Raw genomic sequence first — 26,953 nt, 5'->3', positions numbered from 1 at the left:
CGGCCTGAGGACTATCCTTCAGGGGTGGACGTCGATTCCCTCTATCGCCTGCGGGGAGCCCTGCTCACCGGGGTGGGGGTCATCGCGCTGGTTGCCGGCGGCTGGTGGTGGCGGGGGGAAGCTCCGGCGGGGTCCGACGCCTCGATGACCTCCCCGGTCAGCGCCGACTGGCAGGAGTCGGCCGCCTCCGCGCGCTACGACATGGCACCGACTGGCAGCAGGGTGATGGTGGACCCGCGTACCGGGCGGGTGGTGGGGTACGCCACCGAGAGCTCGGGGGATCGTGGGATGGCCCGGGAGGGGGGCCGTGGGGCGGTGGTGTGGACCGATCGCGCGTCGCTCAGCGCGGGCAGCGCCCTGGTCCGGGAGGCCCGGCTGACCCGCGGCGAGCGAAATCTGCTGATCTTCAGCTGCACCGGTCCGGGTGAACTGCTGGTCACCGTCATCGGCGCCCGGGCCGCCGACCCCCTGACGGTGGGCTGCGACGGCACGGTGATCACCACGGAGATGACCGGCACCGGCGCCCCGGTGACGGTCGCCTTCTCCACCGCCGGTGCGGCCTCGCTGATGCTGGTGGCCCGCCTGATCGACCCCTCCTGAGGGGTACGGACTCAGCCCGCCAGGGTGGCCAGTTCATGCTGGTAGTCGGTGACCGAGCCGACCTCGCTGACCACCAGGGCGATCCGGCCGGTGCGGTCGGCCAGCAGGGCGGTCACCGTGTCGGGGCGGGCCGGCAGGTGCAGGAAGGCCCGCAGTCCGCCGGCCGGGTCACCGAGAGCGCGTACCTGGGTGCCGGCCGGTGCCGCTGGTGGGCTCTGCGCGCCGACCGTGACCACGGTGACCCCGACCGGGGCCGCCGCGGCCGCCTCGATGACCCGGTGTGGGCAGGCACACCCGTCCACCAGCAGCACCAGCGCCGGCAACAGCCCGCGCAGCGGCACCGGCGACTGCCCGGCGTCGACGAGATCCAAGGCGGGCAGGGCCCGGCCGATGAACTGCGCGGGCGCGGGGTCCGGCCCGGCCGCGGCCGGCTCGGGGGTGCCCCGCCCGGCCCGCGGCCAGGTGACGGTCACCAGCCCGGCGACCGCGGCGATCACCGCCACCAGCAGCAGCACCACCGGTAGGGCGGAGGGTGGCCACCGGCGGGACCGGTTGGCCATCCGCAGCTCGCGGCGGAGCTGTTCGGCCTCCTCGGCCAGGGCGGAGGCATCGTCCGGTACGACCACCCGGCCCCACTCCGGCGGGAGGTCGGGCAGCCCGGGACCATCGGCGTCAGGCTTGCCCATGACGACCCCCTGGTGCTCACGGGTGCGCGGACAGTGGCCTCTCCAGCGTCCCGCACTGGGCCCGGTCTCGCTACCGCTGCCCACACTCGGGTACGGCGAGATATCATGGGGTGGATGCGTAGCCCTTGATCTCCTGGCACTCGATCTCCGAGACCTCGGTCAGGGATCTCGTGGCTCGGGATCTTGATCACCGAGTTACTTGATCTTTGACGTGGGCCTAATCGTGGCATGGGGGTATTGGTCCACCGAAAATTGATCATTACTTGGTCGATCATTGACGGCTGCGCTGGTGATCACGGCGTTTTCGTCGTCCATGTCGGGGGGTCATCTCCAGATTACAGAGCGTGTTTGAATCATCGACTCGGTCATCTGTCAAGCCGAAGAAATACCTCTCACACGGCCCCTGAGCTGCGCCAACGGTCAGGACAGCGGTGAGACATCGGTGCCTGAGCGTGTTACCCTAGACACAGCGAAAGGGGTTTCGAACCTATGGTTTTCAGTGTCGGCGAGACCGTTGTTTACCCCCACCACGGGGCCGCACTCATCGAGGCAATCGAGACTCGGGTCATCAAGGGCGAGCCCAAGCAGTACCTCGTCCTGAGGGTCGCGCAGGGTGACCTGACGGTCCGGGTGCCTGCCGAGAACGCCGAGATCGTGGGTGTGCGCGAGGTGGTCGGCGAAGAGGGTCTTGGCAAGGTCTTCGACGTTCTCCGGGCTCCGCACACCGAGGAGCCGACCAACTGGTCGCGACGTTACAAGGCGAATCTGGAGAAGCTGGCCTCCGGCAACCCGCTGAAGGTGGCCGAGGTCGTCCGCGACCTGTGGCGCCGGGAGCGGGAGCGGGGCCTTTCCGCAGGTGAGAAGCGCATGCTCGCCAAGGCCCGCGACATTCTCGTCGGCGAGGTGGCGTTGGCCGAGAAGAGCACCAAGGACGAGGCGGAGACGCTGCTCGACAAGGTGCTGACCGAGGCCTAGTCCGCACAGCATCGTCGTACCCACTTCGTAGCGAAGAAACCATCGAGGACCGCGACGTGACCGCGCAGCTGAATCCGCGCGGTGACGTCGCGGTCCTCGTGCCTGCGGCCGGTGCCGGGGTACGCCTCGGCCCGGGCCGACCCAAGGCACTGCGGCTGCTGGCCGGGGAGCCGCTGCTGGTGCACGCGGTCCGCCGACTGGCAGCCGCTTCCTCGGTGCACACCATCGTGGTGGCCGCCCCGATCGCGGAGGTCGCGGCCGTGGGTGACCTGCTGGCCCCGATCGCCCCGGTGACGGTGGTGCCCGGCGGGGCCGAACGGCAGGAGTCCGTGGCCGCCGCCCTGGCCGCCGTACCGGCCGGACCGGACATCATCCTGGTGCACGACGCGGCCCGGGCGCTGATCCCGCCCGCCCTGGTGGAGTCGGTGGCCGCTGCGGTGCGCTCGGGGCACGAGGCGGTGATCCCGGTCCTGCCGGTGGTCGACACGATCAAGGAGGTCGACCCGGGGGAACTGGTACTCGGCACGGTCGACCGTCGGGCCCTGCGGGCGGTGCAGACCCCCCAGGGCTTCCGCCGCTCCGTGCTGACCGCCGCCCACGCCGCCGCCGGTGACGCGTTGACGGATGACGCCGGGCTGGTGGAGAAGCAGGGGGTGCCGGTGTTCTGCGTTCCCGGGTCGGACCTCGCTCTGAAGATCACTCGACCCTTCGACCTGGCCCTGGCCGAGCACCTGCTGGCTACCGGGCTCTGACGCGTACCCTCGAATCATGATCGTTCCTAGGGTGGCCATCGGCACGGACGTGCACGCCTTCGCCGCTGGCCGACCCTGCTGGGTGGCCGGCCTGCACTGGCCGGACCAGGACGGTCTGGCCGGGCACTCCGACGCCGATGTGGTCGCGCACGCCGCCTGCAACGCCCTGCTCTCCGCCGCCGGGCTGGGCGATCTCGGCGCCAACTTCGGGGTGGACCAGCCGGAGTGGGCCGGGGCCAGCGGAGTGCGTCTGCTGGTCGAGTCCGCCCGCCGGGTCCGCGCCGCCGGCTTCACCATCGGCAACGTGTCCGTGCAGGTCGTGGGGGTACGACCCAAGATCGGCCCCCGTCGGCAGGAGGCCGAGCGGGTGCTGTCGGAGGCGGTGGGCGCCCCGGTCACCCTCTCCGCGGCCACCACCGACGGGCTGGGCTTCACCGGCCGTGGCGAGGGACTCGCCGGCATCGCGGTGGCCTTGGTGTACGCCCAGCCGACCGCCTAGGCTCGCGCGATGTCCGCCGACGTTCCCGCCGACCCGCCCACCGCCGACGGCTACCTGCAACGCGCCACCCTCCTCGCCGAGCTGGGCCGCTACGACGAGGCCGTCGACGAACTCGGTTTCGCGCTGGCCCTGGATCCCGCACACCCGCCGACCCTGGCCATGCTCGCCCGGGTGCACCTGGCCGCCGAACGGCCCCTTGAGGCGCTGGCCGCCGCCGAGTCCGCCGTCGCCGCAGCCCCCGGACAGATCCCCCCGCTGGTGCTGCGTGGTCTGGCCCTCGGTGATCTGGAACGGTACGGCGAGGCCGCGCGTACCGCCGACGAGATCCTGGCCCTGGGCCCGCAGGACGCGTACGCCCAACGCAGCGGGGCGGCGATCCTGGCCGGCTCCCGCAACGGCCAGCCGGCGTTGAACGCCGCCTGGCACGCCGTGGAGTTGGCACCGCAGGAGCCGCAGGGGCATCTGGTGCTCGGTCTGGTGGCGGCGAACATGCGGATGTTCGATCTGGCCGAGCGGGCCTACCGGGAGGCGTTGCGGCTGGACCCGAGGCTGGCCGAGGTGGGCGAGGAGGTCGGGGTACTGCGGTTGGAGCAGCGCCGGTGGACCACCACCCTGGAGCGGCTGGCCGAGGCGGCCGTGCCGATTCTGCCGCCGACCGAACCCCGCCCGGCCGAGGGTCCCCGCCCGGAGCAGACTCCGGGTGATCCGGGCAACCCCGACGACCAGGCGCCCTCGCCAACAGGCGCGGGCCCGGGCTGGTCGACGGAGGAGCCGACCAGGTCGGGCGGCCCGGTGGCGGCCGGACGGGCCGACACGGGTCCGTTCGCCGCGCGTCGCCCGGTGCCGGCGGCGCTGCGGCAGTTGGTGCTCTGGGGGACCGGCTGGTCGATCGTCGCCGCCCTGGTGATCGCCTGCTCGGCCGGCACCGGTTCCGGTTTCTCCCGGCTCATGGCTCTGCTGGCCGCCATCGGTGGGGCGATCGTGATCCGGCGGCACACCTCCCGGTTGCCCGGTCTGGCCCGGACCGTGTTGCCCGTCCTGCGGCGAACCGACCGTCCGTTGGCCCTGGCCGTGTACGCGGCCCCCGCCGGCCCCACGTTGATCCTGCTCTACGCCCTGATCGGTACGCCCTGGCCGCTGGTCCTGGCCATCGGCATAGCCACGGTCGCCCAGTTGACGATCGTCACCCGCCCGGTGGCCTGAAGCCCCACTGCCGGGGTGGGCAGCGGGGCTTCAGAGGGTTGACGAGGGCCCGCCGGTCAGCGGCGGGACCAGGTCCAGGCGTAGGCGTCGTCCTCGCAGTCCGCTGCCGCGTCGCACAGGTCCAGCGGGCGGAAGGTGTCGACCATGACGGCCAACTCGTCGAAGAAGTCGACCCCGATCGAGCGTTCCGCCGCCCCGGGCTGGGGGCCGTGGGTGAAGCCGGAGGGGTGCAGGGAGATCGAGCCCTGTTCGATGCCGGAGCCGCGCCGCGCCTCGTAGTTGCCGCCGGTGTAGAAGAGCATCTCGTCGGAGTCGACATTGTGGTGGTGGTACGGCACCGGGATGGCGTCCGGGTGGTAGTCGACCTTGCGGGGGACGAACGAGCAGATCACGAAGTTCGGGCCCTGGAAGGTCTGGTGCACCGGTGGCGGCTGGTGGATCCGGCCGGTGATCGGCTCGAAGTCGTGGATGGAGAAGGCCCACGGGTACAGGTGACCGTCCCAGCCGACCACGTCGAAGGGGTGGTTGGCGTAGACGTGACGGGTCCAGCCACGACGGTGGCGGACCAGCACCTCCACGTCGGTCTCCTCGACCAGCAGCGGCGCGTCCGGCCCCCGGACGTCCCGCTCGCAGTACGGGGAGTGCTCCAGGAACTGGCCGCGTACGGACAGGTAGCGCTTGGGTGGGCCGATGTGCCCGGAGGCCTCGACGGCCAGTAGCCGGGTGGGGGTGTCGCCGGTGGGCACCAGTCGGTGCACCGTCGAGGTGGGGATGACCACATAGTCCCCGGCCACCGCGTCCAGTACGCCGAAGGTCGACTCGACCCGCAGGTTGCCCGACTCGACGTACAGGCAGTGGTCGCCGGTGGCGTCACGGAACAGCGGGGAGGGCCGGTCGGCCAGCACGTAGGCGATCCGTACGTCGTCGTTGGCGAGCAGGTAACGCCGGCCCAGGATCGGGTCGGCCCCGGTGCCGTCGAGCTTGTGGGTGCGCAGGTGCCGCGGCTTGAGCGGCAGGTTGGGCACCCGGGTCACGGCGGGCGGGGTGAACTCCTCCGCGGCGACGATCGCGGTGGGGGCGTACCGGTGGTAGAGCAGGGAGGAGTCGGAGGAGAAGCCCTCCTGGCCCATCAGCTCCTCGGTGTAGAGGCTGCCGTCGGGCTGCCGGAACTGGGTGTGGCGTTTGCGTGGCAGTTCGCCGACGCTGCGGTAGTACGGCATGTCGCCTCCCGGTCACCAGCTTGGTGCGTCCGATTATCGGACGCTGTTGTCCGCTCCTTGTAGCGTCCCGTACATTCTTGTCTCGTGTCAACGCAGCTGCCCGCACTCGTCGCCGGTCTGGTCGACGATGCCGCCGTCTTCCCGCCGGGCAGCGCCGCGCTGCCCGACGCCGTGACCGCCCACCGAGGCCATCGCTCCGCCTGGTACGCCGACCTCGTCGGCCCGCTGCTGCTGCCCGCGTCGAAGGTGGTGGCGGGCGAGCTGGACGGTCTGATCGACCCGGCCGAGGGCTTCGTGATCGGGCTGATCGGCGACACCGGCCTCGACCGGCTGCCCTTTGCGCTGTCGTTCCTGCCTCCGCTCGGGGTGACCGTCCGACAACTGGAGGCACCGGTCGCCAAGCGCGGCGAGGACCCGCAGCCCGGTCTGGGCGAGCTGATCACGCTTACCGAGCGGTTGGACGGCGTGGCCGCTTTCGCGGAGATCCCGTTGACCTTCGGGCTGATGTCCGCCCTGGACACCCTGGCCGAAGCGAGATCCCGTGGCCTGCCGGTGGCGGCCAAGTTCCGTACCGGAGGGCTGGCCGCCGAGCTGTTCCCGAGCCCGGCCGAGCTGGCCGCGGTCATCTGCGCCTGTCGGGACCGGGAGGTGCCGTTCAAGCTGACCGCCGGGCTGCACCACGCGGTGCGCCACCTCGACCAGGAAACCGGCATCACCCACCACGGCTTCGCCAACGTGCTCGCCGCGACCCTGGCCGCCACCGAGGGCGCCGGGGTGGAGGCGGTGACCGAACTGCTCACCGTCCGCGACGAGCGACCCCTGGTGCAGCAGCTCGACGGCCGGCACGACCTGGGGCGTCCGCTGTGGGTGGGCTTCGGCTCGTGCAGCATCGTGGAACCACTTACCGATCTGATCCGGCTGGGGCTGGTGAACGGGGGATATCAGGCATGACCGCGCAACAGAGCTGGGTGCCCGGGGCGCAGGAGTCCGGCTTCGGGATCCACCACCTGCCGTACGGGGTGTTCCGGGTCGGCGAGGGGCAGCCGCGCATCGGCGTACGCATCGCCGACCTGGTGCTGGACCTGACCGCCGCCGAGGAGGCCGGCCTGGTGCTGGCCGGTGGGGCGCTGGGCCAGCCCACCCTGAACACCTTCCTGGCGCTGGGCCGCCCACAGTGGACCGCGGTCCGCCAGCGGATCACCGAACTGCTCACCGACCCGGCCCACCGCCAGGCCGTGGAGCCGCTGCTGGTGCCGCTGGACCAGGTGCGGATGGAGCTGCCCATCGAGGTCGCCGACTATGTGGACTTCTACTCCTCCGAGCAGCACGCCTCCAACGTCGGGCAGATCTTCCGGCCCGGCCAGCCGGCCCTGCTGCCCAACTGGAAGCACCTGCCGATCGGCTACCACGGCCGGGCCGGCACGGTCGTGGTCTCCGGCACCCCGGTGGTACGCCCGCAGGGTCAGCGGCCGAGCAAGGAGGGGCCGGTCTTCGGCCCGTCCGCCCGGCTGGACATCGAGGCCGAGGTCGGGTTCGTGGTCGGGGTGCCCAGTCCGCTCGGCTCCCGGGTGGCCGCGGCCGACTTCGCCGAGCACGTCTTCGGGGTGGTGCTGGTCAACGACTGGTCGGCCCGGGACATCCAGGCGTGGGAGTACCAGCCCCTGGGCCCCTTCCTGGGCAAGTCCTTCGCCACCTCCATCGCCGCCTGGGTGACCCCCCTGGAGGCGCTGGGGCACGCCCAGGTGGCCGCCCCGCCGCAGGATCCCGCGGTCCTGGACTACCTGCGCGACGAGCCGCATCTAGGACTGGACCTGCGGATGACCGTGCACTGGAACGGCGAGCAGGTCAGCCGGCCGCCGTTCGCCCAGATGTACTGGACTCCGGCCCAGCAGTTGGCCCACCTGACCGTCAACGGCGCCTCCCTGCGTACCGGTGACCTCTACGCCTCCGGCACCGTCTCGGGTGATCGGCGGGACCAGGTCGGCTCGTTCCTGGAGCTGACCTGGGGCGGGGCCGAGCCGGTGACCGTCAGGGGCGAGGAGCGCACCTTCCTGCTGGACGGGGACACCGTGACCATCACCGCCACCGCCCCCGGCCCGGAGGGCACCACCATCACCCTGGCCGAGGTCACCGGCACGATCGCGGCAGCCGGCTGACTTCATCCCGACAGCCAGCCCCTTGTCGCACCGGCTGTGCGATCAAGGTCGGGGGCCCGTCTCGTTGATCGCCTCGGAATTCGTCGCCACGCGGCACCCGGCCGACCGGAACCCGGTCGGCCGGGTAGCGGGCGGCATGTCGAAGCCGAGGGAGATGACGACGATGCACGATCTCGTGGGTGCGGTGTGGCGGACCAGCAGCCGCTCCAATGACCAGGGCCTCTGCGTGGAGGTGGCCGACAACCTGGCCCGCCACGGCGTGGTGGGGGTACGCGACTCCAAGGACCAGGGCGGGCCGTTGCTGGTGGTCAGCACCCGGGTCTGGCGCGCCTTCGTCGGTGCGGTCCGCGAGGGCGACCTGGCCCGCTGAGAACCCCAGGGTCTCCGGGGCGGCAGCCCTGCCCCGGGGCCCGCACCGCGTGATCTTCTCGCGCCGACCACCCCGCAGCGGGGTCTGACCGCAGCTCCGGGGTCGTTCCGACCGGTGGGTAGGGTGCCGGGCGGGGAGGTACGGCATGGGGTGGACGAGCAGTCGGCGGCGGATCGTGGCCGCGGTGGCGGCGACCGGGGTGGCCGGGACGCTGGCGCTCGTGGGATACCGGGTCCTGGCCCCGGCCGAGGTCAGCACCCCGGCCCGGGTCGACTATCCCGCCCTGAGCCGTCCGGAACCGGGGGTGGTGGGTCGGCTGCCGGTCGCCCCGTTGATCGTCGACGGTCGACTGCGGGTGTACGCGGCCGAGCGTCAGGTCTATGCCGATCAACCGGCTGACGGTCGGCACCGCAGCACCCCCTACTGGTCGTACCGGCGTTGGCCGGCGACCCTGGACGCGGTGGTGGCCAGCGGCACTACCGTGGTCAGCCGATGGTCCGACGGTGACCTGGTGGCCCTGGACGCGCGTACCGGGGGGGTCGCCTGGCGCGCGCAGGGGCCGGAACCGGAGGGCAAGCGCAGCACCCGACGCACCGGGAGCGAGGTCGTCTGGCAGCCGCCGGGTCTCTCCGTGATCAGGACGGCCGAGGGCCGGGAGGCGGTGGTCAGCTCCGGGGCGGGCGAGGTGCGGGCCGTGGACCTGGCCGACGGGGGCCAACTGTGGCGGGCCGAGGTGGGGCGTGGTTGCCGGGAACCGGTCGGCGGCAGCACCAGCGGCCAACTGCTCAGCCTGGACCGCTGCGCCGGACCGACCGTGGTCGAGTTCCGGGATGCGGGGACCGGGGTGGTGGCCGCCCGGTGGCGTCCCCCGGAGGCCGGCGAGGAGCTGACGGTGAACCTGATCGGCTGCCTTCCGACCGGCTGTGCCGGGCTGCGTACCGCCGGTCCGGGTGACGGGGCGGCCCGGGGCTGGCTGCTCGGCTCCGGGGAGCCGGTGGCCGCTGCGGCGCTGGACGGCACGGAGGTAGAACTGCTCGACCGGATGGCCGTGACCCCGGCGGAGGGTGTGGTGGTGGGCCGGGCGGTCCGCGACGGCACCGAACTCTGGCGGACCCCGGTGGGGCCGGGGCGGTTGATCGCGGTCCAGCCCGGCCGGGTGCATCTGGTGACCGAGGAGAATGAGCTGGTCACCCTGGATCCGGCCACCGGCCGTCAGCTGTCCCGGTTCGTGCTGAATGTGGGCGCCGACGGCACCGGATGGGTGCCGGGCCGGGCGTACGCGGTCGACGGATACCTGGCGGTGGAGCGGCTGCGGTCCCCGGTCGACCCGGAGGCCGACGATCACGGCTACTACTTCACCTCTGAGCCGTTGATCCTGGCGGCGACCTAGCCCGAATCAGCGGTAAATCGGACAAAAGCCGCGTAAGCTGTCTTTCATGGGCTTCCGGGCCGGTCCGCAGGGGGATGGCGGACCGGCCCGGCTCAGCTCCACGCCCCGGTGAGTTGGGGCCGAATTTCTGTCAGGCCAGCGCCGACTCGGCGGCGGCCAGGAAGGCGTCGTTCTCGGCCGGGGTGCCGATGGTGACCCGGACCCCGTCGCCCGGGAAGGGCCGGACGATCACGCCCCGGGCCTCGCACGCCTTGCCGAACTCCAGCGCCCGCTCGCCCAGCGGCAGCCAGACGAAGTTCGCCTGGCTGGCGGGCACCTCCGGGATCAGCTTGCGCAGCGCCTCGGTGACCCGCTCCCGCTCGGCCACCACCAGGGCGCACCGCCGCTGCATCTCGTCGGCCTGAGCCAGGGCGGCCAGCGCTCCGGCCTGGGCCGCCATGCTGCTGGAGAAGGGGGTGACGACCTTGCGTACCGCCGCCGCCACCTGCGGCTGGGCGACCAGGAAACCGATCCGCAGACCGGCCAGCCCCCAGGCCTTGGACAGGGTGCGCAGCACGGCCACGTTGGGCCGGTCGGCGTAGTCCAGCCCGTCGGGCACCTCCGGGTCGGTGACGAACTCCCGGTACGCCTCGTCGATGACCACCAGCACGTCGTCCGGCACGGCGTCCAGGAAGCGATCCAGCTCCGCCCGACCCAGGGCGGTGCCGGTCGGGTTGTTGGGGTTGCAGACCAGGATCATGCGGGTCTGGTCGGTCACCGCCGCGGCCATCGCCGCCGGGTCGTGCCCGTGCCCGGCGTCGTTGGGCACCTTCACGCTGGTCGCGCCGCTGGTCGCCGCGATGATGGGGTACGCCTCGAAGGACCGCCAGGCGTAGATCAGCTCGTCACCGGGCAGGCAGGTGGCCCGTACCAGGTGCTCGGCCAGCGCCACCGAACCGCAGCCGGTCGCGATCCGGTCGGGGTCCACCCCGTACCGGTCGGCCAGGGCCTGACGCAGCGCCACCACTCCCATGTCCGGGTAGCGGTGCACCCCGGCGGCGGCCTCGGCGACCGCCTCCACCACTCCGGGCAGCGGGCCGTACGGCACCTCGTTGCTGGCCAGCTTGATCGCCTCCGGCAGACCAAGCTCCCGAGCCAGGTCGGCCGGGCTGCGGCCGGGCACGTAGTTGGGCAGCGCGTCCAGGTCGGCGCGGGTCAGCCGCACTGTCGGCTGGCGTCCGGTGTCGGTCATGAGGCATCTCCGGGTGGGTTGGTGCGATCAGCGGGGGTAGGGGGAACCTTGACCACCACGGTCTGCGCCCGCTTGTCGTGCAGCGCCTGCCGCAGTGGGTGGTCGAAGAGTGGGGAGAGGGCGTCGAACAACTGGAGCAGCAGACCGAGCCCGCAGCAGTACCAGAGCAGGGTGGGCAGACCCAGGGTGTTCCACCGCCGCAGCGCGCGGGCGAAGCCCAGCGGGGCGTCCGCCTCGACCGGTACCGCCCGGATGCCCACCAGCCGCTTGCCGAAGCTCTGCCCGCTGGCCGCCATCGACGGCACCTCGTACGCCAGCCAGAGCATCGTGGCGATCAACAGGATCACCACGATCAACGAGCCGGTCTGGTCGCCCGCCTGCGGCAGGGGTTCGGTGTTGCGTTCCGGGTTCTGCAGCCGTCGCCCGAACTCGTTGAGCGGTGCCGAGATCTCGTCCAGCAGACGTGCCACGAACCAGCCGTTGACCAGCACGTTGAGCAGGAACACGATGCCGAAGTCGATGAGCCGGGCACCCAGGCGGGCACCGAAGGAGGCCAGCGGCATACCGTGCGGCCGGGGCTCCGGGGGGCGTCCGGGCCAGGTCGGGTACGGCCAGCCGGGGGGTGGCCCGTGCCGAGGGTCACCGATCGGTGGCGCCTGCTGCCAGCCAGCGGGTGGGGGATATCCCGGAGGTGGGCCGCCGACCGGTGTGCCGGGCGGGGTGGCCGGTGTGCCGGGCGGGGTGGTCGACGTCACCGGCTCGGGTTCCGGTGTCGGTTCGGGCTCGGGCGGGGGCGGGCCCTCGGGTGGGGTGGCATCGACCGGGATGGGCGCGCCGATCCAGCCCTCGCCGTCCCAGTATCTGCGGGTTTGCGGGTCGGCGGGGTCGACGTACCAGCCGGGTGCCACGCTCACGGCGCGGCCTTGCTGTGCTCGGTCACCTGGCCACCTTAACGACGACGGTCCCGGCGAACTTGTCGTGGAGGCACTGCTGCCAGGGCTTGTCCCACAGCTGCCACAGCCCGTCGAGGTAGCTGCCGAAGGGCACCAGCGACCCGCCCACGAACTCCACGAGGTATCGCTTCCCCGCCATCCGTCGATCGAGGGTGGCGGTCGGATCGAGCGGAACGACCCGCAGTTTCATCACCTTCTTGCCGATGGTCTGCCCGGTCCGCTTGAGGTACTCGACGTGGTACAGCCAGTAGATCGCGAACATGAGCGCGAACAGCGCGACCTGGAGCAGCAGCATCGGCAGCAGGATCTCCGTGATGACGTCGGCGGGGGTGGGGTCCGCCAACGTGCCGTCCGGGTTCATCTCCGGCAGGTTGGTGACGAGCCAGGCCGTGAATGCCAGGAAGATCGGCGTGAACAGCACCAGCAGCACGGCGGTGGCGATCGCCGTGTCGATCAGGTATGCCAGCAGCCGGTCACCGAAGCTGGCCAGCGGCTGACCGCCCGGCCCCAACACCGGCGGCGGTGGCCCGGCCGCCCACTTCGGCGGAGGCTGACCCGGGGACCAGCCCGGTGGGGGCTGACCCGGGGACCAGCCCTGCGGCGGGCCGCCGGGGACGCCCGGTGGGGGCGGCGAGCCTGCCCAACCTGCGGGAGGCGGGGCGTACTGCGGCGGGGGGCCGGTGGGCGGCGGGGTGCCACCGGCGGCGGGCGGCGGCCCACCGATCGGTGAGCCGCCACCGGCCGGCGACGTCGGGTGCGGCGAAGGCTGATTCACCCTTGAGATTGTTACAGGTTCCCGCGCTTCTCCTGCTCACGCTCGATTGCCTCAAAGAGGGCCTTGAAGTTGCCCTTGCCGAAGCCGAGGGAGCCGTGCCGCTCGATGAGCTCGAAGAAGACCGTCGGGCGGTCCTGCACCGGCTTGGTGAAGATCTGGAGCAGGTAACCGTCCTCGTCCCGGTCCACCAGGATCTTGCGGGCCTTCAGCTCCTCGATCGGCACCCGGACCTCGCCGATGCGGGCCCGCAGCTCCGGGTCGTCGTAGTACGAGTCCGGGGTGTCCAGGAAGTCGACACCGGCGGCCCGCATCGCGTCGACACTGGCCAGGATGTCGTTGGTGGCCACGGCGATGTGCTGGGCGCCGGGGCCCTGGTAGAACTCCAGGTACTCGTCGATCTGCGACTTCTTGCGGGCGATGGCCGGCTCGTTGAGCGGGAACTTCACCTTGCGGGTGCCGTTGGCGACGACCTTGCTCATCAGCGCCGAGTAGTCCGTGGCGATGTCGTCACCGATGAACTCGGCCATGTTGCTGAAGCCCATGACCCGCTTGTAGAACTCGACCCACTCGTCCATCTTGCCGAGTTCCACGTTGCCGACGATGTGGTCGACGGCCTGGAAGAAACGCTTCGGCTGGAGGCCGGCGTCGATCATCGGCTGCCGGTTGACGATCGGGCCCCGGGCCACGAAGCCGGGCAGGAAGGGGCCGGTGTAGCGGGACCGGTCGACCAGGGTGTGCCGGGTGTCGCCGTACGCGGCGATGGCGGCCATCCGGACGGTGCCGTGCTCGTCGCTGACGTCGTGCGGCTCCAACAGACCGGCCGCACCCTGCGCGGTGGCGTGCGCGTACGCGGCGTCCACGTCCGGCACCTCCAGCGCGATGTCGCTGACCCCGTCGCTGTGCTTCGCGACGTGGTCGGCGCCGTCGGCGTCCGGGCGTACCGCCCCGGTCAGCACGAACCGGGCCGAACCGCTGGTCAGCACGTACTGGGCGTGGTCGCGGTAGCCCTGCTCCGGACCCCGGTACGCGACACAGGTCATGCCGAAGGCGGTGGAGTAGTAGTGCGCGGCCTGCTTGGCGTTGCCGACCAGGAAGTGCACGTGGTCCAGACCCTTGACCGGGAAGGGGTCCTTGTTGATGTCGTGGTTGACGGCGCCGACTAGGGCATCGACGTCGACGTCCTCGGTCGACTGGGGTCGGTCGATCGCCTGGGTCATGGTGGCCTCCCTTGCGTACCGGCCGGCCGGATCGGCCGACGCTGTGCTCGTTCCCCGGACTATCACGGTGAGGCCGCTCACTGGGCAACTGTCAGTCACATGGTTGGTCAGGTTGCACAACAAGTAGGGTGGGAAGCCGTGAACCCTGGACAGGATGTACAGCTCGATGCCCTGGACGTGAGCCTGATCGAGTTGCTCGCCGCGGAACCCCGGATCGGGGTACTGGAGTGCTCCCGCCGGTTGGGGGTGGCCCGGGGCACCGTCCAGGCTCGACTGGACAAGCTGGTCGACCGGGGGGTGATCGGCGGCTTCGGACCGGAGGTGTCACCGGCCGCGATCGGGTTCACGGTGACCAGCTTCGTCACCCTGGAGATCAGTCAACGGCACGGACACGACCCGGTGGCCAACCACCTGGCCGGGATTCCCGAGGTGCTGGAGGCGCACACCATCACCGGCTCCAGCGACCTGCTCTGCCGGATCGTGGCCCGCTCCAACACCGACCTGCAACGGGTGATCGACCAGATCGTCGCGTACGAGGGCATCCGCCGGGCCTCCACGATCATCGCCCTGGCCGAACAGATCCCCTACCGGGTCCTTCCCCTGGTCCGCTCCGCCCTCCGGGGGGAAGGAAGGGCCCCTTATTAACGCCTCCGGTAGAGCAGGGGCCCCTTGTTAACGCGGATCCTCGGCCGAACGCGGATCAGTCGGCGGCGAGAGCGTCGCCGAGTGGGGTACGCCGATAGCGCACCGCCCGACCGGCGCGGATCCGGCTGACCAGCCCGGCCTCCCGCAACACCGTGAGGTGGTCGCCGACGCCGCCGAGACTGAGCCCGAGCTGGGCGACGAGTTGGCTGGTGGTGGCGGGCAGGGCGAGCGCCCGCAGCACGGCCGCCCGGGACCGGCCCACCAGTCGATCCAACGCGTCGTCCGGCCGGGTCGGGTCGGGCGGACCCAGCAACTCGGCCACGCCGGTGGCCCGGTAGACGATCGCGTACGGCCAGGGCTGCTCGACGTAGGTGATCAGGGTGCCGAAGACGGTCGGCACGAACAGCAGCCCTCGCCCGGCCAGCGAGTGGGTCTCCGGGTCGTCGCCGCTGATCTCGATGACCCCGACCTCACCGGGGATCCAGCGCAGTCGGGGGTCCAGGTCCGCGATGGCCGCGCCCCAGCCGTAGGCGAGCAGGCGACCCGCCCGCCGCACCAGATCACGTTCCAGGATGGCGCGCAGCCGCGGCCAGTCCGGCTCGACCAGCGCCTGCCAGGCCGCCTCGATGGCGTCCGCGATCAGGTCGACCATCTTCGGCGAGGCGTAGATCTGGCGGGCGTACGCCGGTGGGGTGGCCCGGGGGCCGGCCAGGTTGCGGGCCAACTCGTCGCGGGCCTGGGCCAGCGGGGTGGCCCGGACCGCGGCCAGTTCCCCGTGGAAGTCCCGGGCCGAGCCGTCCGGCGGAGGCTGGATGAAGTCGGCGTTGTAGCCACCCCGATGCAGCAAGGCCAGCAGGGCGCCGACCGCCGGTACCTCCCGGCGCAGCCGGTCGTAGGCGGGTCGGGTCCGGGTCACCCACGGCCCCAGACCGTCGGTGGAGCGTTGACCGGCGTGCAGCCGCAGCGCGGACACCGTCTCGCCCAGCGGGGAGATGGCGTACCGACTGGCTGCCAGGTCGGCGGGAGTGACCTCGATCCGCACGGCTCCACCTTTCGCTCTCAAGCGAAAGGATAGAGCGGACCGGGGCTTTCGGACCAGGCTGGCGGCCGTGAGTGACACGAGTACCCCGACCCTGGACCGGTCGGCGACCTTCGGCGACGTCTTCGCCGTGGCTGAGTTCCGGGTGATCTTCGGCAGCTTCGGGATCTTCATGATCGGCGAGACCGTGAAGATGCTCGCGCTGTCCGTGCTGGTCTACGAGCGCACCGGCTCGGGGCTGCTGGCCGCCCTGGCGTACGTGACCGGGTTTCTGCCGCACGCCCTCGGTGGGGTGTTCCTGCTGGCGTGGGCGGACCGGATGCCGGCCCGTGCCCTGATCGTCGGGTACGACCTGCTGCGGCTGGTGATGGTCGCGGTGCTCGCCACCGGGATGCTGTCGCCGCCGGTGATGCTCACCCTGGTAGCCGTGGTGGCCCTGTTCGGCCCGGTGAGCAGTGCCGCCCGCTCCGCCCTGCTGCCCGAGGTGCTGCACGGCGACGCGTACGTGCTCGGGCGGTCCCTGCTGTCGGTGGCCGCCGGGGGTACCCAGGTCGCCGGTTTCGCCGTCGGTGGGCTGCTGCTGGGGCTGGTAGGTCCCTACGGCGCGCTCTGGCTGACCGCCCTGACCTGTGGCCTCTCCGCCCTGCTGGTGCGCCTGGGCCTGGCCGCCCGCCCCGCCCGGATCCGCCGCACCCCCGAGGCTGATCGGGCGGCCGAGGGCAAGTGGCGGGGCAGGGGCGGTGCGGTCCGGGAGACCCTGCGGGTCAACCGGGAACTGCTGGCCGATCGCCGCATCCGGGGACTGTTGCTGGCCCAGTGGCTGCCCGGCTCGCTGCTGGTCGGGGCGGAAGGGGTGGCGGTGCCGTACGCGGCGGATCTGGGGCCGGGGGCCAGCGCCGGGGTACTGCTGATGGCCGGGGCGGGCGGGATGCTGGTCGGTGACCTGCTGGTGGGTCGGTTCGTGTCGCCGGCCGGCCGGGAACGGCTGACTCCCTGGCTCTCGCTGCTGCTCGGCGTACCGATGCTGGTGTTCGTGGCCCGACCGGGACTGGTGCCGGCGGCGGCGCTGTTCGCGGTGGCCACCGCGGGCTTCGCCTACCAGTTGGGGCTGGCTCGACGGTTCCTGGAGGCGGTGCCGGAGCTGCGTCGGGGGCAGGCCTTCGGGCTGGTCAACACGGGAATGATGGCGATGCAGGGGCTGGCGGCGGCGGGCGCGGGCGGGCTGAGTGAGCTGCTGGCCCCGGGCATCGTGATGGCGGTGGCCGGGGCCGCCTCGATCGCCGCGACCCTGACCCTGTGGCCGGTGCTGAAGCCTGCCGCCAGGCAGTGTTAACAGGGGGCCCTGCTACTACCGCAGGCGTTAATAAGGTGCCCTTCCTTTCCCGACACGCGGTGGGGTGCGGGCGGTGGGGGATGCGGGTGGCTACCGTGTTCCGGTGGCGAAGGGCAGTGGCCTCGGCGTGCGTGGCTGGCTGCTGCTTGCCCTGACCGCCGTCGTCGTGCTGGCCGCCACCGGAGTCTGGAACCCCTTCCCCGGCATGTGGGACTGGGTGAACCGACGGCAGCCGATCTCCGAGCCGGACGTGCTCTGGCAACAGCGCATCGGGGGTACCCCGCGCAGCGTCACCATCGCCGGGCAGACCGTGGTGGTCGAGCAACGCACCCGGGTGGAGGCCCGCAGCCTGGCCAACGGCAGCCAGCTCTGGGAGCGCAAGGCCGACTGGAGCGCGGTGGCCGGCAGCGGCGCCGAGGCCGTGGTGGCCGTCGGCCGCCTGCTGGTCAAGGGGTACGAGGTCCTCGACCCCGGCACCGGGGTCACCCGTCGGCGGGACAACGATGCCGTGGCCGTCTGGACCTACCGCAACCTGCTGCTGGACGCCCGCTGTGTGGAGGCCACCGACTGCACCCTGAGCGCCTGGGAACCCCGGGGGACCGCGCCGCTGTGGACGGCCTTCCTGCCCGGGGTCAGCAGTGGCCTGCTGGCCGACAACCCGAATCTGCTGGACAGCCGTCGACTCACCAGCGCCCGGATCCACGGGCAGGTGGCCGGCCCGGAGGCCGTACCGGCCCTGCTCGGGTTCCCGGTCGACGGGCGGGTGCACGTGGTGGACACCGCTACCGGTCGGGTGTTGCAGAACGTGGAGCCGGGACGCGACGAGCGGCTGGCGGTGATCGGTGGGCGCGTGCTGCGCATCGTCGCCCGCTCCCAGGACGGCAACTGCTACTTCGCCATCTCCGGCCGGGACGCGGTCACCGGCCAGGAGATCTGGCAGCGTTCCGGGCTCAACCTGCGGACCGCCGACAGCGCGGGATGCGTGCAACGGGAGGACCCGTACGGCGCCCGTAACGTGCTGGTCGGGGTGGCGCCGGACGGTCGGGAGGCCGTCATCGACGGGTACGACGGGCGGTTGCTGCTGGCCACCGAGAACTCCGAACGGGTGCTCGCCGTGGACGACCGGTACGCGGTGGTGCGTACCGCCGGCCGGGACGGGCTCTCCGGCCGTGAACTGAGCTCCGGGCAGGTCCGGTGGAACCGGCCGGCCGGCGAGAAGGCCGGCGCGGCCCTGACCCCGTACGCGGCCGTGGTGACCGAGGAGAAACCGAACCGGCTGGTGGCCCTGGATCCGCGTACCGGCCGGGAACTCCTCGGGTTGCGGACCTCCGCCAACGCGCTGGCGGTCGGCCCGGCGGGGATGGTGATCGGGGAGGGCCGCGAGATCGGGTACATCCGGTTCGGCACGACCACCGGTGACCCTGCAGGCGATGGGGGTCCGGCCCGCGACAGTGGTGGGAACGGACCCGGTCCGGCCGGCACCGGCGGGGTGCCCGGACCCCAGGGCAGTTGCGGGCCGAAGAACGAGTTGTGCACCGCCCCCGATTCCGGCAAGTGACCTGGCCGGTACGGAGAAAGGGCGAGCGTCACCATCACCGGCGGCGGGTAGGAGTGATCGAACCTTCTGCCCTAGGCTTTGCCGTCATGAGCGAGCGTCAGCGAGCGAGTCACGGGTGTGGTGCGGTGGTGTCCGACAGCGGCACGGAGCGCAGCGGAGTTCCGGCATGAGCACGGAGTTCTCGTACTCTCCGTTGCTGCCCACCGGGCCGGACCAGACGGAGTACCGCCTGATCACCGACGAGGGCGTCGACGTGGTCAACGGCCCGGGTGGGCGTCGGTTCCTCACCGTGGACCCGGCCGCGTTGACGGCGCTGACCGCCGAGGCGATGCACGACATCGCCCACTTCCTGCGGCCGGCGCACCTGGCCCAGCTGCGGTCGATCATCGATGACCCGGCGGCCTCGCCGAACGACCGGTTCGTCGCCCTGGATCTGCTGCGCAACGCCAACATCGCCGCCGGCGGGGTACTGCCGATGTGCCAGGACACCGGCACCGCGATCGTGATGGGCAAGCGGGGTCGGCACGTGCTCACCGACGGCAGCGACGCCGAGGCGATCTCGCGTGGGGTGTGGCAGGCGTACACCCGGCTGAACCTGCGCTACTCGCAGCTCGCCCCGCTGACCATGTGGGAGGAGCGCAACACCGGCAGCAACCTGCCCGCCCAGGTGGAGCTGTACGCCGAGGACCCGGACGGGTACCCGGACGCGTACAAGTTCCTGTTCATGGCGAAGGGGGGCGGCTCGGCCAACAAGTCGTACCTCTACCAGGAGACCAAGGCCCTGCTGAATCCGACCCGGATGATGCAGTTCCTGGAGGAGAAGCTGCGGCTGATCGGCACCTCGGCCTGCCCGCCGTACCACCTGGCCGTGGTGATCGGCGGCACCAGCGCCGAGTACGCCCTGAAGACCGCCAAGTACGCCTCCGCCAAGTACCTGGACGCGCTGCCCACCTCCGGCTCGATGAGCGCGCACGGCTTCCGGGACCTGGAGCTGGAGGCGGAGGTGCTGGAGTTGACCCGCAACTTCGGCATCGGGGCGCAGTTCGGTGGGCGCTACTTCTGCCACGACGTCCGGGTGGTGCGGCTGCCCCGGCACGGTGCCTCCTGCCCGGTGGCGATCGCGGTGTCCTGCTCGGCGGACCGGCAGGCGGTTGCCAAGATCACCCCGTCGGGGGTGTGGCTGGAGCGACTCGAAACCGACCCGGCCCGCTACCTGCCCGAGGTCACCGAGGCACAGCTGGACACCACCGAGGTGGTCCGGGTCGACCTGAACCGGCCGATGGACGAGATCCGCGCCGAGCTGTCGAAGTACCCGGTCAAGACCCGGCTGTCCCTGACCGGCCCGCTGGTGGTGGCCCGTGACATCGCTCACGCCAAGATCGCCGAGCGGTTGGACGCGGGCGAGTCGATGCCGCAGTACCTGCGCGACCACGCGGTCTACTACGCCGGCCCGGCGAAGACCCCGGAGGGCTACGCCTCCGGCTCCTTCGGCCCGACCACGGCCGGGCGGATGGACGCCTACGTGGAGAAGTTCCAGGCCGCCGGCGGGTCGATGGTGATGCTCGCCAAGGGCAACCGGTCCGCCCAGGTGACCCGCTCCTGCGAGCAGCACGGCGGCTTCTACCTGGGCTCCATCGGCGGCCCGGCGGCCCGGCTGGCCCAGGACTGCATCAAGCACGTCGAGGTCCTGGAGTACGCCGAGCTGGGCATGGAAGCGGTGTGGAAGATCGAGGTGGAGGACTTCCCGGCCTTCATCGTGGTCGACGACAAGGGCAACGACTTCTTCGCCGAGGTGACCAAGCCGGTGCTGACCATCGGCCGCCGCTGAGGGAGTGACATCGGTGCGCCCGCCTTTCCCAAGGCGGGCGCACCGCCCCCGTCGATCGCACCCCACGTGTGCGACCGGGAGTAAGTCTCCGACCAGCCGCTGTTGATCCACTCTCAGATCGCTATCAGGCCGATAGGAACTTCGGTGATCATCGGACTACCCTGCTGAGAGTTGCACCAGTCGCGAGCGGGGAAGTGGATGCGATTCCGGATCCTGGGTCCACTGTGTGTCGGTGAGGGCGATACCACCATCACCGCGCCTCGGGACCGGGTCGTACTCGCGGTCCTGCTGTTGCGCGCCAACCGGGTGGTCTCCGTGGACGATCTGGTCGACGCGATCTGGGAGGAGCACCCACCGGCCACCTCGCGGGCCCAGTTGCAGACCTGTGTGTCCCGGCTCCGTCAGCGGCTGGCCGACCTGGGTCTGTCGCCGGACACCATCGCCACCGATCCCGCCGGATACGCGATCCGGATCCGGCCCGGCGAACTGGACAGCGAGATCTTCGCCCGCCGGGTGGAGGCCGGTCGTGCCGCGCTGGCCTCGGGCTGGTTGATCGACGCGCGTCGGCAGTTCCGCTCCGCCCTGGAGCTGTGGCGGGGCCCGGCGCTGGCCGGCATTCCGCAGCGCAGCGTACGTCGGCGGGCCCAGGCGTTGGACGAGCAGCGCCTGGCGGTGCTGGAGGAGTGTGTGGAGGTCGAGCTGCGGCTGGGCCACGCGGGGGCGCTGCTCGACGAGCTGACCGAGCAGTTGGAGCAGCATCCGCTGCGGGAGCGCCTGCGGGGGCAGCTCATGCTGGCCCTGTCCACGGTCGGTCGGCAGGCCGACGCGCTGGCCCTGTACCGGGCGGGACGACGGTTGTACGCCGAGGAACTCGGCATCGAACCGGGGCCCGCCCTCCAGGAGTTGCATCAGCGGGTGCTCGCCGGTGACCTGGCGGTGGCCGGTCCGGAACCGCGGTCCAACGTTCCGGTCCGGGCCCTGCCCCGGGCCATCACGGACTTCACCGGGCGGATGGAGACGGTCACCCGGTTAGTGAAGGAGATCGAGGAGGGGGAGGCCCGGATCCACCTCATCGACGGGATGGCCGGCAGCGGGAAGACCACCCTGGCCGTGCATGTCGCCACCCACCTGGCCGACCAGTACCCGGACGCCCAACTCTTCATCGACCTGCACGGGCACAGTGATCGGGCCCCCCTGACCCCCGGGGCGGCCCTGGCCACCCTGCTGCGGCAACTAGGGGTGCCGACCGAGCGGATCCCGGTGGACCTGGACGACCGACTGGCCATCTGGCGTACCGAACTGGCCGACCGACGGGCTCTGGTGCTGCTGGACAATGCGGCCAGCGCCGAGCAGGTTGCTCCCCTGCTGCCCAGCGGCGCCGGCTGTCTCACCCTGATCACCAGTCGGCGTCGGTTGGTCGGCCTGGACGAGGGGCGGCCCTCCTCGCTGCCGGTACTGGCCACCGACGAGGCGGTAGAACTGCTCGGCCGGGTGGCCGGTGTGGAACGGGTGGCCGCCGAGCCGGAGGCGGCCGTCGAGGTGGTACGCCGCTGCGGTCACCTGCCCCTGGCGATCCGACTGGCCGGAGGCCGCCTGGTCCACCGTCCCCGGTGGCGCCTGGCCGACCTGGCCGACCGGCTGGCCGGCAGCCGGGACACCCTGGCCGAACTGGCCGTGGGTCAGCGTTCCGTCGCGGACGCCTTCGCCCTGTCCTATGTCCAGGCATCTCCCGCGGCCCAGCGCACCTTCCGGCTGCTCGGCCTGCATCCGGGGGTGCGGGTGGACACCGCCACGGCCGCCGCGATCGCCGGGGTGCCGCTGGCCGAGGTGCAGGACGCCCTGGACGAGCTGGTCGACGCCCACCTGATGGACGAGCCGGAGCCGGGCCGGTACCGGCTGCACGACCTGGTCCGGGAGTACGCCCGGACTCTGCTGGCCGATCCGGCCAACGCCACCGAGCGCCATGCGGCGCTGGGTCGGCTGCTCGGTCACCACCTGCACGTCCTGGTGGCGATCGCCACCCCGTACGAGACCCCCAGCAGTCGCCTGACCCTTCCTCGTGACCTGCCCGATCCGCCCTGCCCGGACGCGGTGGCCGGCTGCATCGACCGGGGTATGGCCTGGTTCGACGAGAACCGCTGCAACCTGGTTCCCCTGGCCACCATGGCTACGGAGTCCTTTCCGCACCATGCCTGGCAACTGGCCCGGGCCAGTTGGCGGCTGCTCTATCTCGGCGGGCACCTCGAGGAGTTGCTCGAGATCCACCATGTCGGGCTGTGCGCGGCCGAGGCACTCGGCAACGAGCAGGCCCAGGTTCTGATGCTGAACTACCTGGCCTCGGCGCACGTTCGGCGGGCCCGCTTCGGCCAGGCCAACGCCCTGCTGCGCCGGGCGGTCGAGTTGTGTCGTCGGGCCGGTCCCCCCCACCTGCTGCGCCGGCTGCTGGCCAACATCGCCATCGGCAACTGCATCATCGGCGAACCACGTCGAGGCATCGAGGTGTTCAACGAAGCGGCGGCTGCCATCGGTGGCGGGAACGTGGCCGAACGATGCGACCTGCTCAACAACCTCACCCACGCGACCTGCGCCCTGGGCCGCTACGAGGAGGCGCTGCGGCTCAGCCGGCGGCACCTGCTCCTGGCGCGGGAGGTCGGCGACCCTAGGCACCTGGCCACCGCCCTCGGGCATGTCGGTATCGTCCGGCATCGGATGGGCCACACCGGGCCGGCGGGCCGACTGCTGCGGATGGCGTTGGTCCTGCAACGGCAGTTGCGTAACCGGTTCGACGAGGGGGAGGTGCTCAACGAGATCGGCATGATGGCCCGGGAGGCGGGTCGACCGGAGGAGGCCGCGGCCCTGCACCGGCAGGCGTACATTGCGATCAGCGACGGTGGGGACCTGATCGGTGAGTGCAGGTCACGCAACCTGCTGGCCCGGGCCCTGCTGGACCAGGGGGACGTGCGCAGCGCCCAGGACCTGTTCGGCCGGGTGCTGCTCGACGCCACGAAGATCAACCATCGGTACGAGCGGGCCCACGCGTTGGACGGCCTGGCGCGCTGCCTGCGGGACACCGACCCGGCCGGAGCCCGGTCCTACTGGTTCCGGGCGCTGTCCCTGCTGCGCGAGGTCGAGTCGCCCGACGCGGAGGAGATCGAGGGGTTGCTGGCCGAGCTGGCTTGAGTCCGGCTCCCGCGATCATCTGCACGTCCGCGGTCGGCGCGGCAGGATGGTACGCGTGACGACTCCAGAGACCACGGGCTACCGGATCGAACGCGACTCGATGGGCGAGGTGGAGGTGCCCACCGAGGCGCTGTGGCGGGCCCAGACCCAGCGCGCGGTGCAGAACTTCCCGATCTCGGGTCGGGGGATCGAGCCCGCCCAGATCCGGGCGTTGGCCCGGATCAAGGGAGCGGCCGCCGAGGTCAACGGCGAGCTGGGGGTGATCGACCCGAGCGTTGCCGCGTCGATCGCGGCAGCCGCCGCGCACGTGGCCGACGGCGGGTACGACGACCAGTTCCCGATCGACGTGTTCCAGACCGGCTCCGGCACCTCCTCGAACATGAACGCCAACGAGGTGATCGCCACCCTGGCCAGCCGGGAGCTGGGCCGGGACGTGCACCCCAACGACGACGTCAACGCCTCCCAGTCCAGCAACGACGTCTTCCCCTCCTCGATCCACCTGGCCGCCACCGAAGCGGTCGCCCGGGACCTGCTTCCGGCGCTGGACCACCTGGCCGGTGCCCTGGAGACCAAGGCCGGTGAGTTCGAGACCGTGGTCAAGGCCGGGCGTACCCACCTGATGGACGCCACCCCGGTGACCCTGGGCCAGGAGTTCGGCGGGTACGCCGCCCAGATCCGCTACGGCATCGAGCGGTTGGAGGGGGCCCTGCCCCGGCTGGCCGAACTGCCGTTGGGCGGCACGGCGGTCGGCACCGGCATCAACACCCCCCTGGGCTTCGCCGCCGCCGTGATCGAGAAGCTGCGCGACTCCACCGGGCTGCCGTTGACGGAGGCCCGCAACCACTTCGAGGCCCAGGGCGCCCGGGACGCCCTGGTGGAGGCCTCGGGCCAGCTGCGTACGGTCGCGGTCGGTCTTTACAAGATCGCCAACGACATCCGCTGGATGGGCTCGGGCCCCCGCGCCGGCCTGCGTGAGCTGCGCATCCCCGACCTCCAGCCCGGCTCGTCGATCATGCCCGGCAAGGTCAACCCGGTGGTCTGCGAGGCGGTCCGGCAGGTCTGCGCGCAGGTGATCGGCAACGACGCCACGATCGCCTTCGCCGGCTCGCAGGGCGACTTCGAACTCAACGTGATGCTCCCGGTGATGGGCCGCAACCTGCTGGAATCCATCCGGTTGCTGGCCGCGTCGAGCCGCCTGCTGGCCGACCGCTGCGTGGTCGGCCTGGTCGCGGACGCCGAGGTCTGCCTGTCGTACGCCGAGGGCTCGCCGTCGATCGTCACCCCCCTCAACCGCTACCTGGGGTACGACGAGGCCGCCTCGATCGCCAAGGAGGCCCTGGCCAAGCAGACCTCCATCAAGGAGGTGGTGATCGCCCGGGGCCACCTCGAATCCGGCAAACTCACCGAGGTCCAGCTGGAGGAGGCCCTGGACCTGCTCCGGATGACCCACCCCTGAGCGTCGGAAGCGCGGCACCGAGTGCGATGCCCTTGGCGAGGTGTGGCCCGTCAGGCGTCGGTCACCGGCCTTGAGGTCCGGGTCCGGCCTGCTGTCGAGCTGAACCGTTGGTGCTATCACCCACCTGCCTGCTGATCGACGTCCGGCGAGCGGGTCGCCCTTGTCCCGTCAGCAACCAGCACTCCGGTCCTGACCGCCACCACCGGCTTCCATGGTCAGTGGGTCACGGTTCACCTCGGGGGCGCGGTACCCAGGCGAGGAAGCGGGCGAAGAGCGCGGCCGGGGTCGGGCCGTCGTCCGGGTGGAGGCGATACAGGTCGGCGACGGCCTCGTGCAGGACGCGCAGAGGTAGACGCTGAGTGCGATCCGGTCGTGGGCGTACTCGGCGATCAGCGTGAGTCGTGCCGTGGCGCAGGGCCAGGGTGCTGCGCAGACCCGGCACAGCCACAGTGGACGCAGCGGCAGGTGAGGGCGCGTCACCGGTGCGTCGGCGGATGGGGTCGGCATGGCGCAGCCTTCCGGTAGAGCGGACTCGTCATGGCCCCCGGCGATGGGACCGCCCGGCCGGGGGAGCGGGGTGGTCCCACCTCGACGTCGCCTCTCGGGGGAATGAGCGGCGAGCGTCGCTGCGCACAGTCTGCTGAGCACACCGTTACGGTCGGAAGGGTTTGGCCGTGCTGTCCGAGGCCCACTGTGGCCGGGTCGAGCGGCGGCTCGCGGAGCGGATGGCCAATCAGGCGGTGCTGTCCGGCGACTCCCCGCCCCATTTGGTGGCGATCATCGACGAGGCGCTGATCCGCCGATGTGTCGGAGACCGGAAGATCATCTCCGAGCAGGTGTCACACCTCGTGCAGGTCGCCAGCGAACATCCCCGGGTGCGGCTACATGTCATCCCGCAAACGGCGGCGGAGCACCCCGGCCTGGGCGGTCCCTTCCTGCTGGCCACGGCGAGGGACGGCACCGACAGCGCTTTCCTCGGCAGTCATATCGGGGGACAGGAAGTGGACCGGTCGGCGGATCTCGATCTTCTGAGGCAGGTGTGGGAGGTTTGCCTGGGCGAGGCGTACACGCCTACTCAATCGATCGAGTTGATGAGGGAAGTGGTCGAGTCATGGAATTGACCGGTGCCCGGTGGCGCAAGAGCAGTCGTAGTGCGCAGTCGAACGACTGTGTCGAGGTGGCTACGAATGTGCCTGGGGTGGTGGGGGTACGGGACAGCAAGGATGCGGCGGGGGCGGTGCTGACGTTCGAGCCGTACGCCTGGCGGGTTTTCCTCACCGCACCGCCGCGCTGAGGTGATCGCCTCGCCTGGCGCGGAGGTGTTGGAGCCGCTGGAGCGGGGGCGGTTGGTCTGGCTCTGCCCCAGTCGATCGAGTTGATGAGGGAAGTGACCGAGTCATGAAACTGACCGGTGCGCGGTGGCGCAAGAGCAGCCGCAGCGGCTCCAGCGACCAGTGTGTCGAGGTGGCGACGAACGTGCCTGGGGTGGTGGGGGTGCGGGACAGCAAGGATCCGGCGAGGGTAGTGCTGACCTTCGACGCGTACGCCTGGCGGGTTTTCGTCGCCGCGCCGCCGCGCTGAGGTGATCACCTCGCCTGGTGCGGAGGTGTTGGAGCGGCTGGATCGGGAGCGGGTGGTCTGGCTCTGCACCCTGCGGCCGGACGGGTCGCCGCACCTGACCCCGGTCTGGTTCCTGTATCTCGACGACGAGTGGTGGATCGGCACGGCCGAGCGCAACCGCAAGGTCCGCAACATCGCCGCCGACCCCCGGGTCTCGCTGGCGCTACCGGACGCCCTGTCTGCCAGGCTGAGATGAGGCAGCCGTTCCGGGAGCGTTAGGCTTGCCGGGAGACAGGAAGAGGATCATCGTGACACTACCCAGCACGC

General features: G+C 71.4%; 26 protein-coding genes and 1 pseudogene. 19 read left to right on the top strand and 8 right to left on the bottom strand.

What is annotated here, in order from left to right; all coding sequences use genetic code 11:
- Positions 1 to 24 precede the first annotated feature (24 nt).
- The gene (locus ABZ795_RS13525) at positions 25 to 600 is read left to right on the top strand and encodes a hypothetical protein (RefSeq protein ID WP_357530506.1); all 576 of its coding nucleotides are present in this window, start codon (positions 25 to 27) and stop codon (positions 598 to 600) included.
- A gap of 11 nt (positions 601 to 611) precedes the next feature.
- On the opposite strand, the gene ABZ795_RS13520 is transcribed toward ABZ795_RS13525, so the two are convergent.
- A complete protein-coding gene (locus tag ABZ795_RS13520; RefSeq protein ID WP_357530505.1) occupies positions 612 to 1,286 on the bottom strand; it encodes a hypothetical protein in 675 nt (224 codons plus the stop codon).
- Between the two features lie 489 nt (positions 1,287 to 1,775).
- On the opposite strand from ABZ795_RS13520, the gene ABZ795_RS13515 reads away from it, so the two are divergent.
- From ABZ795_RS13515 to ABZ795_RS13500, 4 genes are read left to right on the top strand one after another with little or no spacing between them, the layout of a single operon-like run.
- Entirely contained in the window at positions 1,776 to 2,261 is a 486-nt protein-coding gene (locus tag ABZ795_RS13515; protein ID WP_007073334.1) for a CarD family transcriptional regulator, read from the top strand.
- 56 nt (positions 2,262 to 2,317) lie between these two features.
- On the top strand, positions 2,318 to 3,013 hold the full coding sequence (gene ispD / locus ABZ795_RS13510; RefSeq protein ID WP_327023799.1) for a 2-C-methyl-D-erythritol 4-phosphate cytidylyltransferase: 696 nt from the start codon (positions 2,318 to 2,320) through the stop codon (positions 3,011 to 3,013).
- 13 nt (positions 3,014 to 3,026) lie between these two features.
- On the top strand, positions 3,027 to 3,512 hold the full coding sequence (gene ispF / locus ABZ795_RS13505; protein ID WP_327027388.1) for a 2-C-methyl-D-erythritol 2,4-cyclodiphosphate synthase: 486 nt from the start codon (positions 3,027 to 3,029) through the stop codon (positions 3,510 to 3,512).
- Between the two features lie 9 nt (positions 3,513 to 3,521).
- Entirely contained in the window at positions 3,522 to 4,715 is a 1,194-nt protein-coding gene (locus ABZ795_RS13500) for a tetratricopeptide repeat protein (RefSeq protein ID WP_357530504.1), read from the top strand.
- 56 nt (positions 4,716 to 4,771) lie between these two features.
- Here ABZ795_RS13500 and ABZ795_RS13495 read toward each other — a convergent pair whose 3' ends face one another.
- A complete protein-coding gene (locus ABZ795_RS13495; protein ID WP_357530503.1) occupies positions 4,772 to 5,935 on the bottom strand; it encodes a homogentisate 1,2-dioxygenase domain-containing protein in 1,164 nt (387 codons plus the stop codon).
- Between the two features lie 84 nt (positions 5,936 to 6,019).
- Here ABZ795_RS13495 and ABZ795_RS13490 point away from each other — a divergent pair, with 84 nt between their 5' ends.
- From ABZ795_RS13490 to ABZ795_RS13475, 4 genes are all read left to right on the top strand, one after another.
- Entirely contained in the window at positions 6,020 to 6,886 is an 867-nt protein-coding gene (locus ABZ795_RS13490; RefSeq protein ID WP_357530502.1) for a hypothetical protein, read from the top strand.
- Positions 6,883 to 8,091 (top strand): fumarylacetoacetase, encoded by a 1,209-nt coding sequence (fahA, locus tag ABZ795_RS13485; RefSeq protein WP_357530501.1) that lies wholly within the window; start codon positions 6,883 to 6,885, stop codon positions 8,089 to 8,091. The genes ABZ795_RS13490 and fahA overlap by 4 nt, the downstream gene beginning before the upstream one ends.
- A gap of 163 nt (positions 8,092 to 8,254) precedes the next feature.
- Positions 8,255 to 8,461 carry a DUF397 domain-containing protein gene (locus tag ABZ795_RS13480; RefSeq protein WP_327023804.1) on the top strand — a complete coding sequence of 69 codons (207 nt, stop codon included), beginning with the start codon at positions 8,255 to 8,257 and terminating at the stop codon, positions 8,459 to 8,461.
- A 145-nt stretch (positions 8,462 to 8,606) separates the two neighbouring features.
- Entirely contained in the window at positions 8,607 to 9,851 is a 1,245-nt protein-coding gene (locus ABZ795_RS13475) for a PQQ-binding-like beta-propeller repeat protein (RefSeq protein ID WP_357530500.1), read from the top strand.
- A 130-nt stretch (positions 9,852 to 9,981) separates the two neighbouring features.
- Here ABZ795_RS13475 and hisC read toward each other — a convergent pair whose 3' ends face one another.
- Genes hisC through hppD form a run of 4 tightly spaced genes read right to left on the bottom strand, consistent with a single transcriptional unit; the run spans position 9,982 to position 14,027 of the window.
- Positions 9,982 to 11,082 (bottom strand): histidinol-phosphate transaminase, encoded by a 1,101-nt coding sequence (gene hisC / locus ABZ795_RS13470; protein ID WP_357530499.1) that lies wholly within the window; start codon positions 11,080 to 11,082, stop codon positions 9,982 to 9,984.
- On the bottom strand, positions 11,079 to 11,996 hold the full coding sequence (locus tag ABZ795_RS13465) for an RDD family protein (protein ID WP_357530498.1): 918 nt from the start codon (positions 11,994 to 11,996) through the stop codon (positions 11,079 to 11,081). Before ABZ795_RS13465 ends, hisC begins: the two co-directional genes overlap by 4 nt.
- Positions 11,997 to 12,018: 22 nt before the next feature.
- Positions 12,019 to 12,810: an RDD family protein gene (locus ABZ795_RS13460; protein ID WP_357530497.1), complete on the bottom strand. Its 792-nt coding sequence runs from the start codon at positions 12,808 to 12,810 to the stop codon at positions 12,019 to 12,021.
- A gap of 11 nt (positions 12,811 to 12,821) precedes the next feature.
- Positions 12,822 to 14,027: a 4-hydroxyphenylpyruvate dioxygenase gene (gene hppD / locus ABZ795_RS13455; RefSeq protein WP_357530496.1), complete on the bottom strand. Its 1,206-nt coding sequence runs from the start codon at positions 14,025 to 14,027 to the stop codon at positions 12,822 to 12,824.
- 138 nt (positions 14,028 to 14,165) lie between these two features.
- Between hppD and ABZ795_RS13450 the strand changes: the two genes are divergently transcribed.
- Complete coding sequence (locus ABZ795_RS13450) at positions 14,166 to 14,672, top strand: Lrp/AsnC family transcriptional regulator (RefSeq protein ID WP_327023810.1); 507 nt, start codon at positions 14,166 to 14,168, stop codon at positions 14,670 to 14,672.
- 55 nt (positions 14,673 to 14,727) lie between these two features.
- Here ABZ795_RS13450 and ABZ795_RS13445 read toward each other — a convergent pair whose 3' ends face one another.
- Positions 14,728 to 15,714, bottom strand: a complete 987-nt coding sequence (locus tag ABZ795_RS13445) for a winged helix-turn-helix domain-containing protein (protein WP_357530495.1) — start codon at positions 15,712 to 15,714, stop codon at positions 14,728 to 14,730.
- A gap of 67 nt (positions 15,715 to 15,781) precedes the next feature.
- Here ABZ795_RS13445 and ABZ795_RS13440 point away from each other — a divergent pair, with 67 nt between their 5' ends.
- From ABZ795_RS13440 to ABZ795_RS13420, 5 genes are all read left to right on the top strand, one after another.
- Positions 15,782 to 17,044 (top strand): MFS transporter, encoded by a 1,263-nt coding sequence (locus ABZ795_RS13440; RefSeq protein WP_357530494.1) that lies wholly within the window; start codon positions 15,782 to 15,784, stop codon positions 17,042 to 17,044.
- Positions 17,045 to 17,147: 103 nt separating this feature from the next.
- Positions 17,148 to 18,602: a PQQ-binding-like beta-propeller repeat protein gene (locus ABZ795_RS13435; protein WP_357530493.1), complete on the top strand. Its 1,455-nt coding sequence runs from the start codon at positions 17,148 to 17,150 to the stop codon at positions 18,600 to 18,602.
- A gap of 166 nt (positions 18,603 to 18,768) precedes the next feature.
- The gene (locus ABZ795_RS13430) at positions 18,769 to 20,430 is read left to right on the top strand and encodes a fumarate hydratase (protein ID WP_327023814.1); all 1,662 of its coding nucleotides are present in this window, start codon (positions 18,769 to 18,771) and stop codon (positions 20,428 to 20,430) included.
- Positions 20,431 to 20,628: 198 nt separating this feature from the next.
- Positions 20,629 to 23,610, top strand: coding sequence for a BTAD domain-containing putative transcriptional regulator (locus tag ABZ795_RS13425; protein ID WP_357530492.1), 2,982 nt, complete (start codon positions 20,629 to 20,631; stop codon positions 23,608 to 23,610).
- Positions 23,611 to 23,656: 46 nt separating this feature from the next.
- Positions 23,657 to 25,066, top strand: a complete 1,410-nt coding sequence (locus ABZ795_RS13420) for a class II fumarate hydratase (RefSeq protein ID WP_357530491.1) — start codon at positions 23,657 to 23,659, stop codon at positions 25,064 to 25,066.
- Between the two features lie 223 nt (positions 25,067 to 25,289).
- Here ABZ795_RS13420 and ABZ795_RS13415 read toward each other — a convergent pair.
- Positions 25,290 to 25,573, bottom strand: a pseudogene (locus tag ABZ795_RS13415) (hypothetical protein).
- Between the two features lie 167 nt (positions 25,574 to 25,740).
- On the opposite strand from ABZ795_RS13415, the gene ABZ795_RS13410 reads away from it, so the two are divergent.
- From ABZ795_RS13410 to ABZ795_RS13395, 4 genes are all read left to right on the top strand, one after another.
- Positions 25,741 to 26,187 carry a DUF5753 domain-containing protein gene (locus ABZ795_RS13410; RefSeq protein ID WP_357530490.1) on the top strand — a complete coding sequence of 149 codons (447 nt, stop codon included), beginning with the start codon at positions 25,741 to 25,743 and terminating at the stop codon, positions 26,185 to 26,187.
- On the top strand, positions 26,178 to 26,360 hold the full coding sequence (locus ABZ795_RS13405; RefSeq protein ID WP_357530489.1) for a DUF397 domain-containing protein: 183 nt from the start codon (positions 26,178 to 26,180) through the stop codon (positions 26,358 to 26,360). The genes ABZ795_RS13410 and ABZ795_RS13405 overlap by 10 nt, the downstream gene beginning before the upstream one ends.
- A 104-nt stretch (positions 26,361 to 26,464) precedes the next feature.
- Complete coding sequence (locus ABZ795_RS13400; protein WP_357530488.1) at positions 26,465 to 26,647, top strand: DUF397 domain-containing protein; 183 nt, start codon at positions 26,465 to 26,467, stop codon at positions 26,645 to 26,647.
- Position 26,648: 1 nt separating this feature from the next.
- Positions 26,649 to 26,882 carry a pyridoxamine 5'-phosphate oxidase family protein gene (locus ABZ795_RS13395; protein ID WP_357530487.1) on the top strand — a complete coding sequence of 78 codons (234 nt, stop codon included), beginning with the start codon at positions 26,649 to 26,651 and terminating at the stop codon, positions 26,880 to 26,882.
- The last annotated feature ends 71 nt before the right edge of the window (positions 26,883 to 26,953 follow it).

This window comes from Micromonospora sp. NPDC047134 (genome assembly GCF_040643455.1).
Lineage (GTDB): Bacteria > Actinomycetota > Actinomycetes > Mycobacteriales > Micromonosporaceae > Micromonospora.
This window is presented reverse-complemented; position numbering and strand designations above follow the sequence as displayed.

Bases quoted from the DNA above. Each gene is read 5' to 3' on its own strand.
- ABZ795_RS13520 (WP_357530505.1), bottom strand. From the start codon at position 1,286: ATGGGCAAGCCTGACGCCGATGGTCCCGGGCTGCCCGACCTCCCGCCG.
- ABZ795_RS13515 (WP_007073334.1), top strand. From the start codon at position 1,776: ATGGTTTTCAGTGTCGGCGAGACCGTTGTTTACCCCCACCACGGGGCC.
- ABZ795_RS13500 (WP_357530504.1), top strand. From the start codon at position 3,522: ATGTCCGCCGACGTTCCCGCCGACCCGCCCACCGCCGACGGCTACCTG.
- ABZ795_RS13495 (WP_357530503.1), bottom strand. From the start codon at position 5,935: ATGCCGTACTACCGCAGCGTCGGCGAACTGCCACGCAAACGCCACACC.
- fahA (WP_357530501.1), top strand. From the start codon at position 6,883: ATGACCGCGCAACAGAGCTGGGTGCCCGGGGCGCAGGAGTCCGGCTTC.
- ABZ795_RS13480 (WP_327023804.1), top strand. From the start codon at position 8,255: ATGCACGATCTCGTGGGTGCGGTGTGGCGGACCAGCAGCCGCTCCAAT.
- ABZ795_RS13475 (WP_357530500.1), top strand. From the start codon at position 8,607: ATGGGGTGGACGAGCAGTCGGCGGCGGATCGTGGCCGCGGTGGCGGCG.
- hisC (WP_357530499.1), bottom strand. From the start codon at position 11,082: ATGACCGACACCGGACGCCAGCCGACAGTGCGGCTGACCCGCGCCGAC.
- hppD (WP_357530496.1), bottom strand. From the start codon at position 14,027: ATGACCCAGGCGATCGACCGACCCCAGTCGACCGAGGACGTCGACGTC.
- ABZ795_RS13430 (WP_327023814.1), top strand. From the start codon at position 18,769: ATGAGCACGGAGTTCTCGTACTCTCCGTTGCTGCCCACCGGGCCGGAC.
- ABZ795_RS13425 (WP_357530492.1), top strand. From the start codon at position 20,629: ATGCGATTCCGGATCCTGGGTCCACTGTGTGTCGGTGAGGGCGATACC.
- ABZ795_RS13420 (WP_357530491.1), top strand. From the start codon at position 23,657: ATGGTACGCGTGACGACTCCAGAGACCACGGGCTACCGGATCGAACGC.
- ABZ795_RS13405 (WP_357530489.1), top strand. From the start codon at position 26,178: ATGGAATTGACCGGTGCCCGGTGGCGCAAGAGCAGTCGTAGTGCGCAG.
- ABZ795_RS13400 (WP_357530488.1), top strand. From the start codon at position 26,465: ATGAAACTGACCGGTGCGCGGTGGCGCAAGAGCAGCCGCAGCGGCTCC.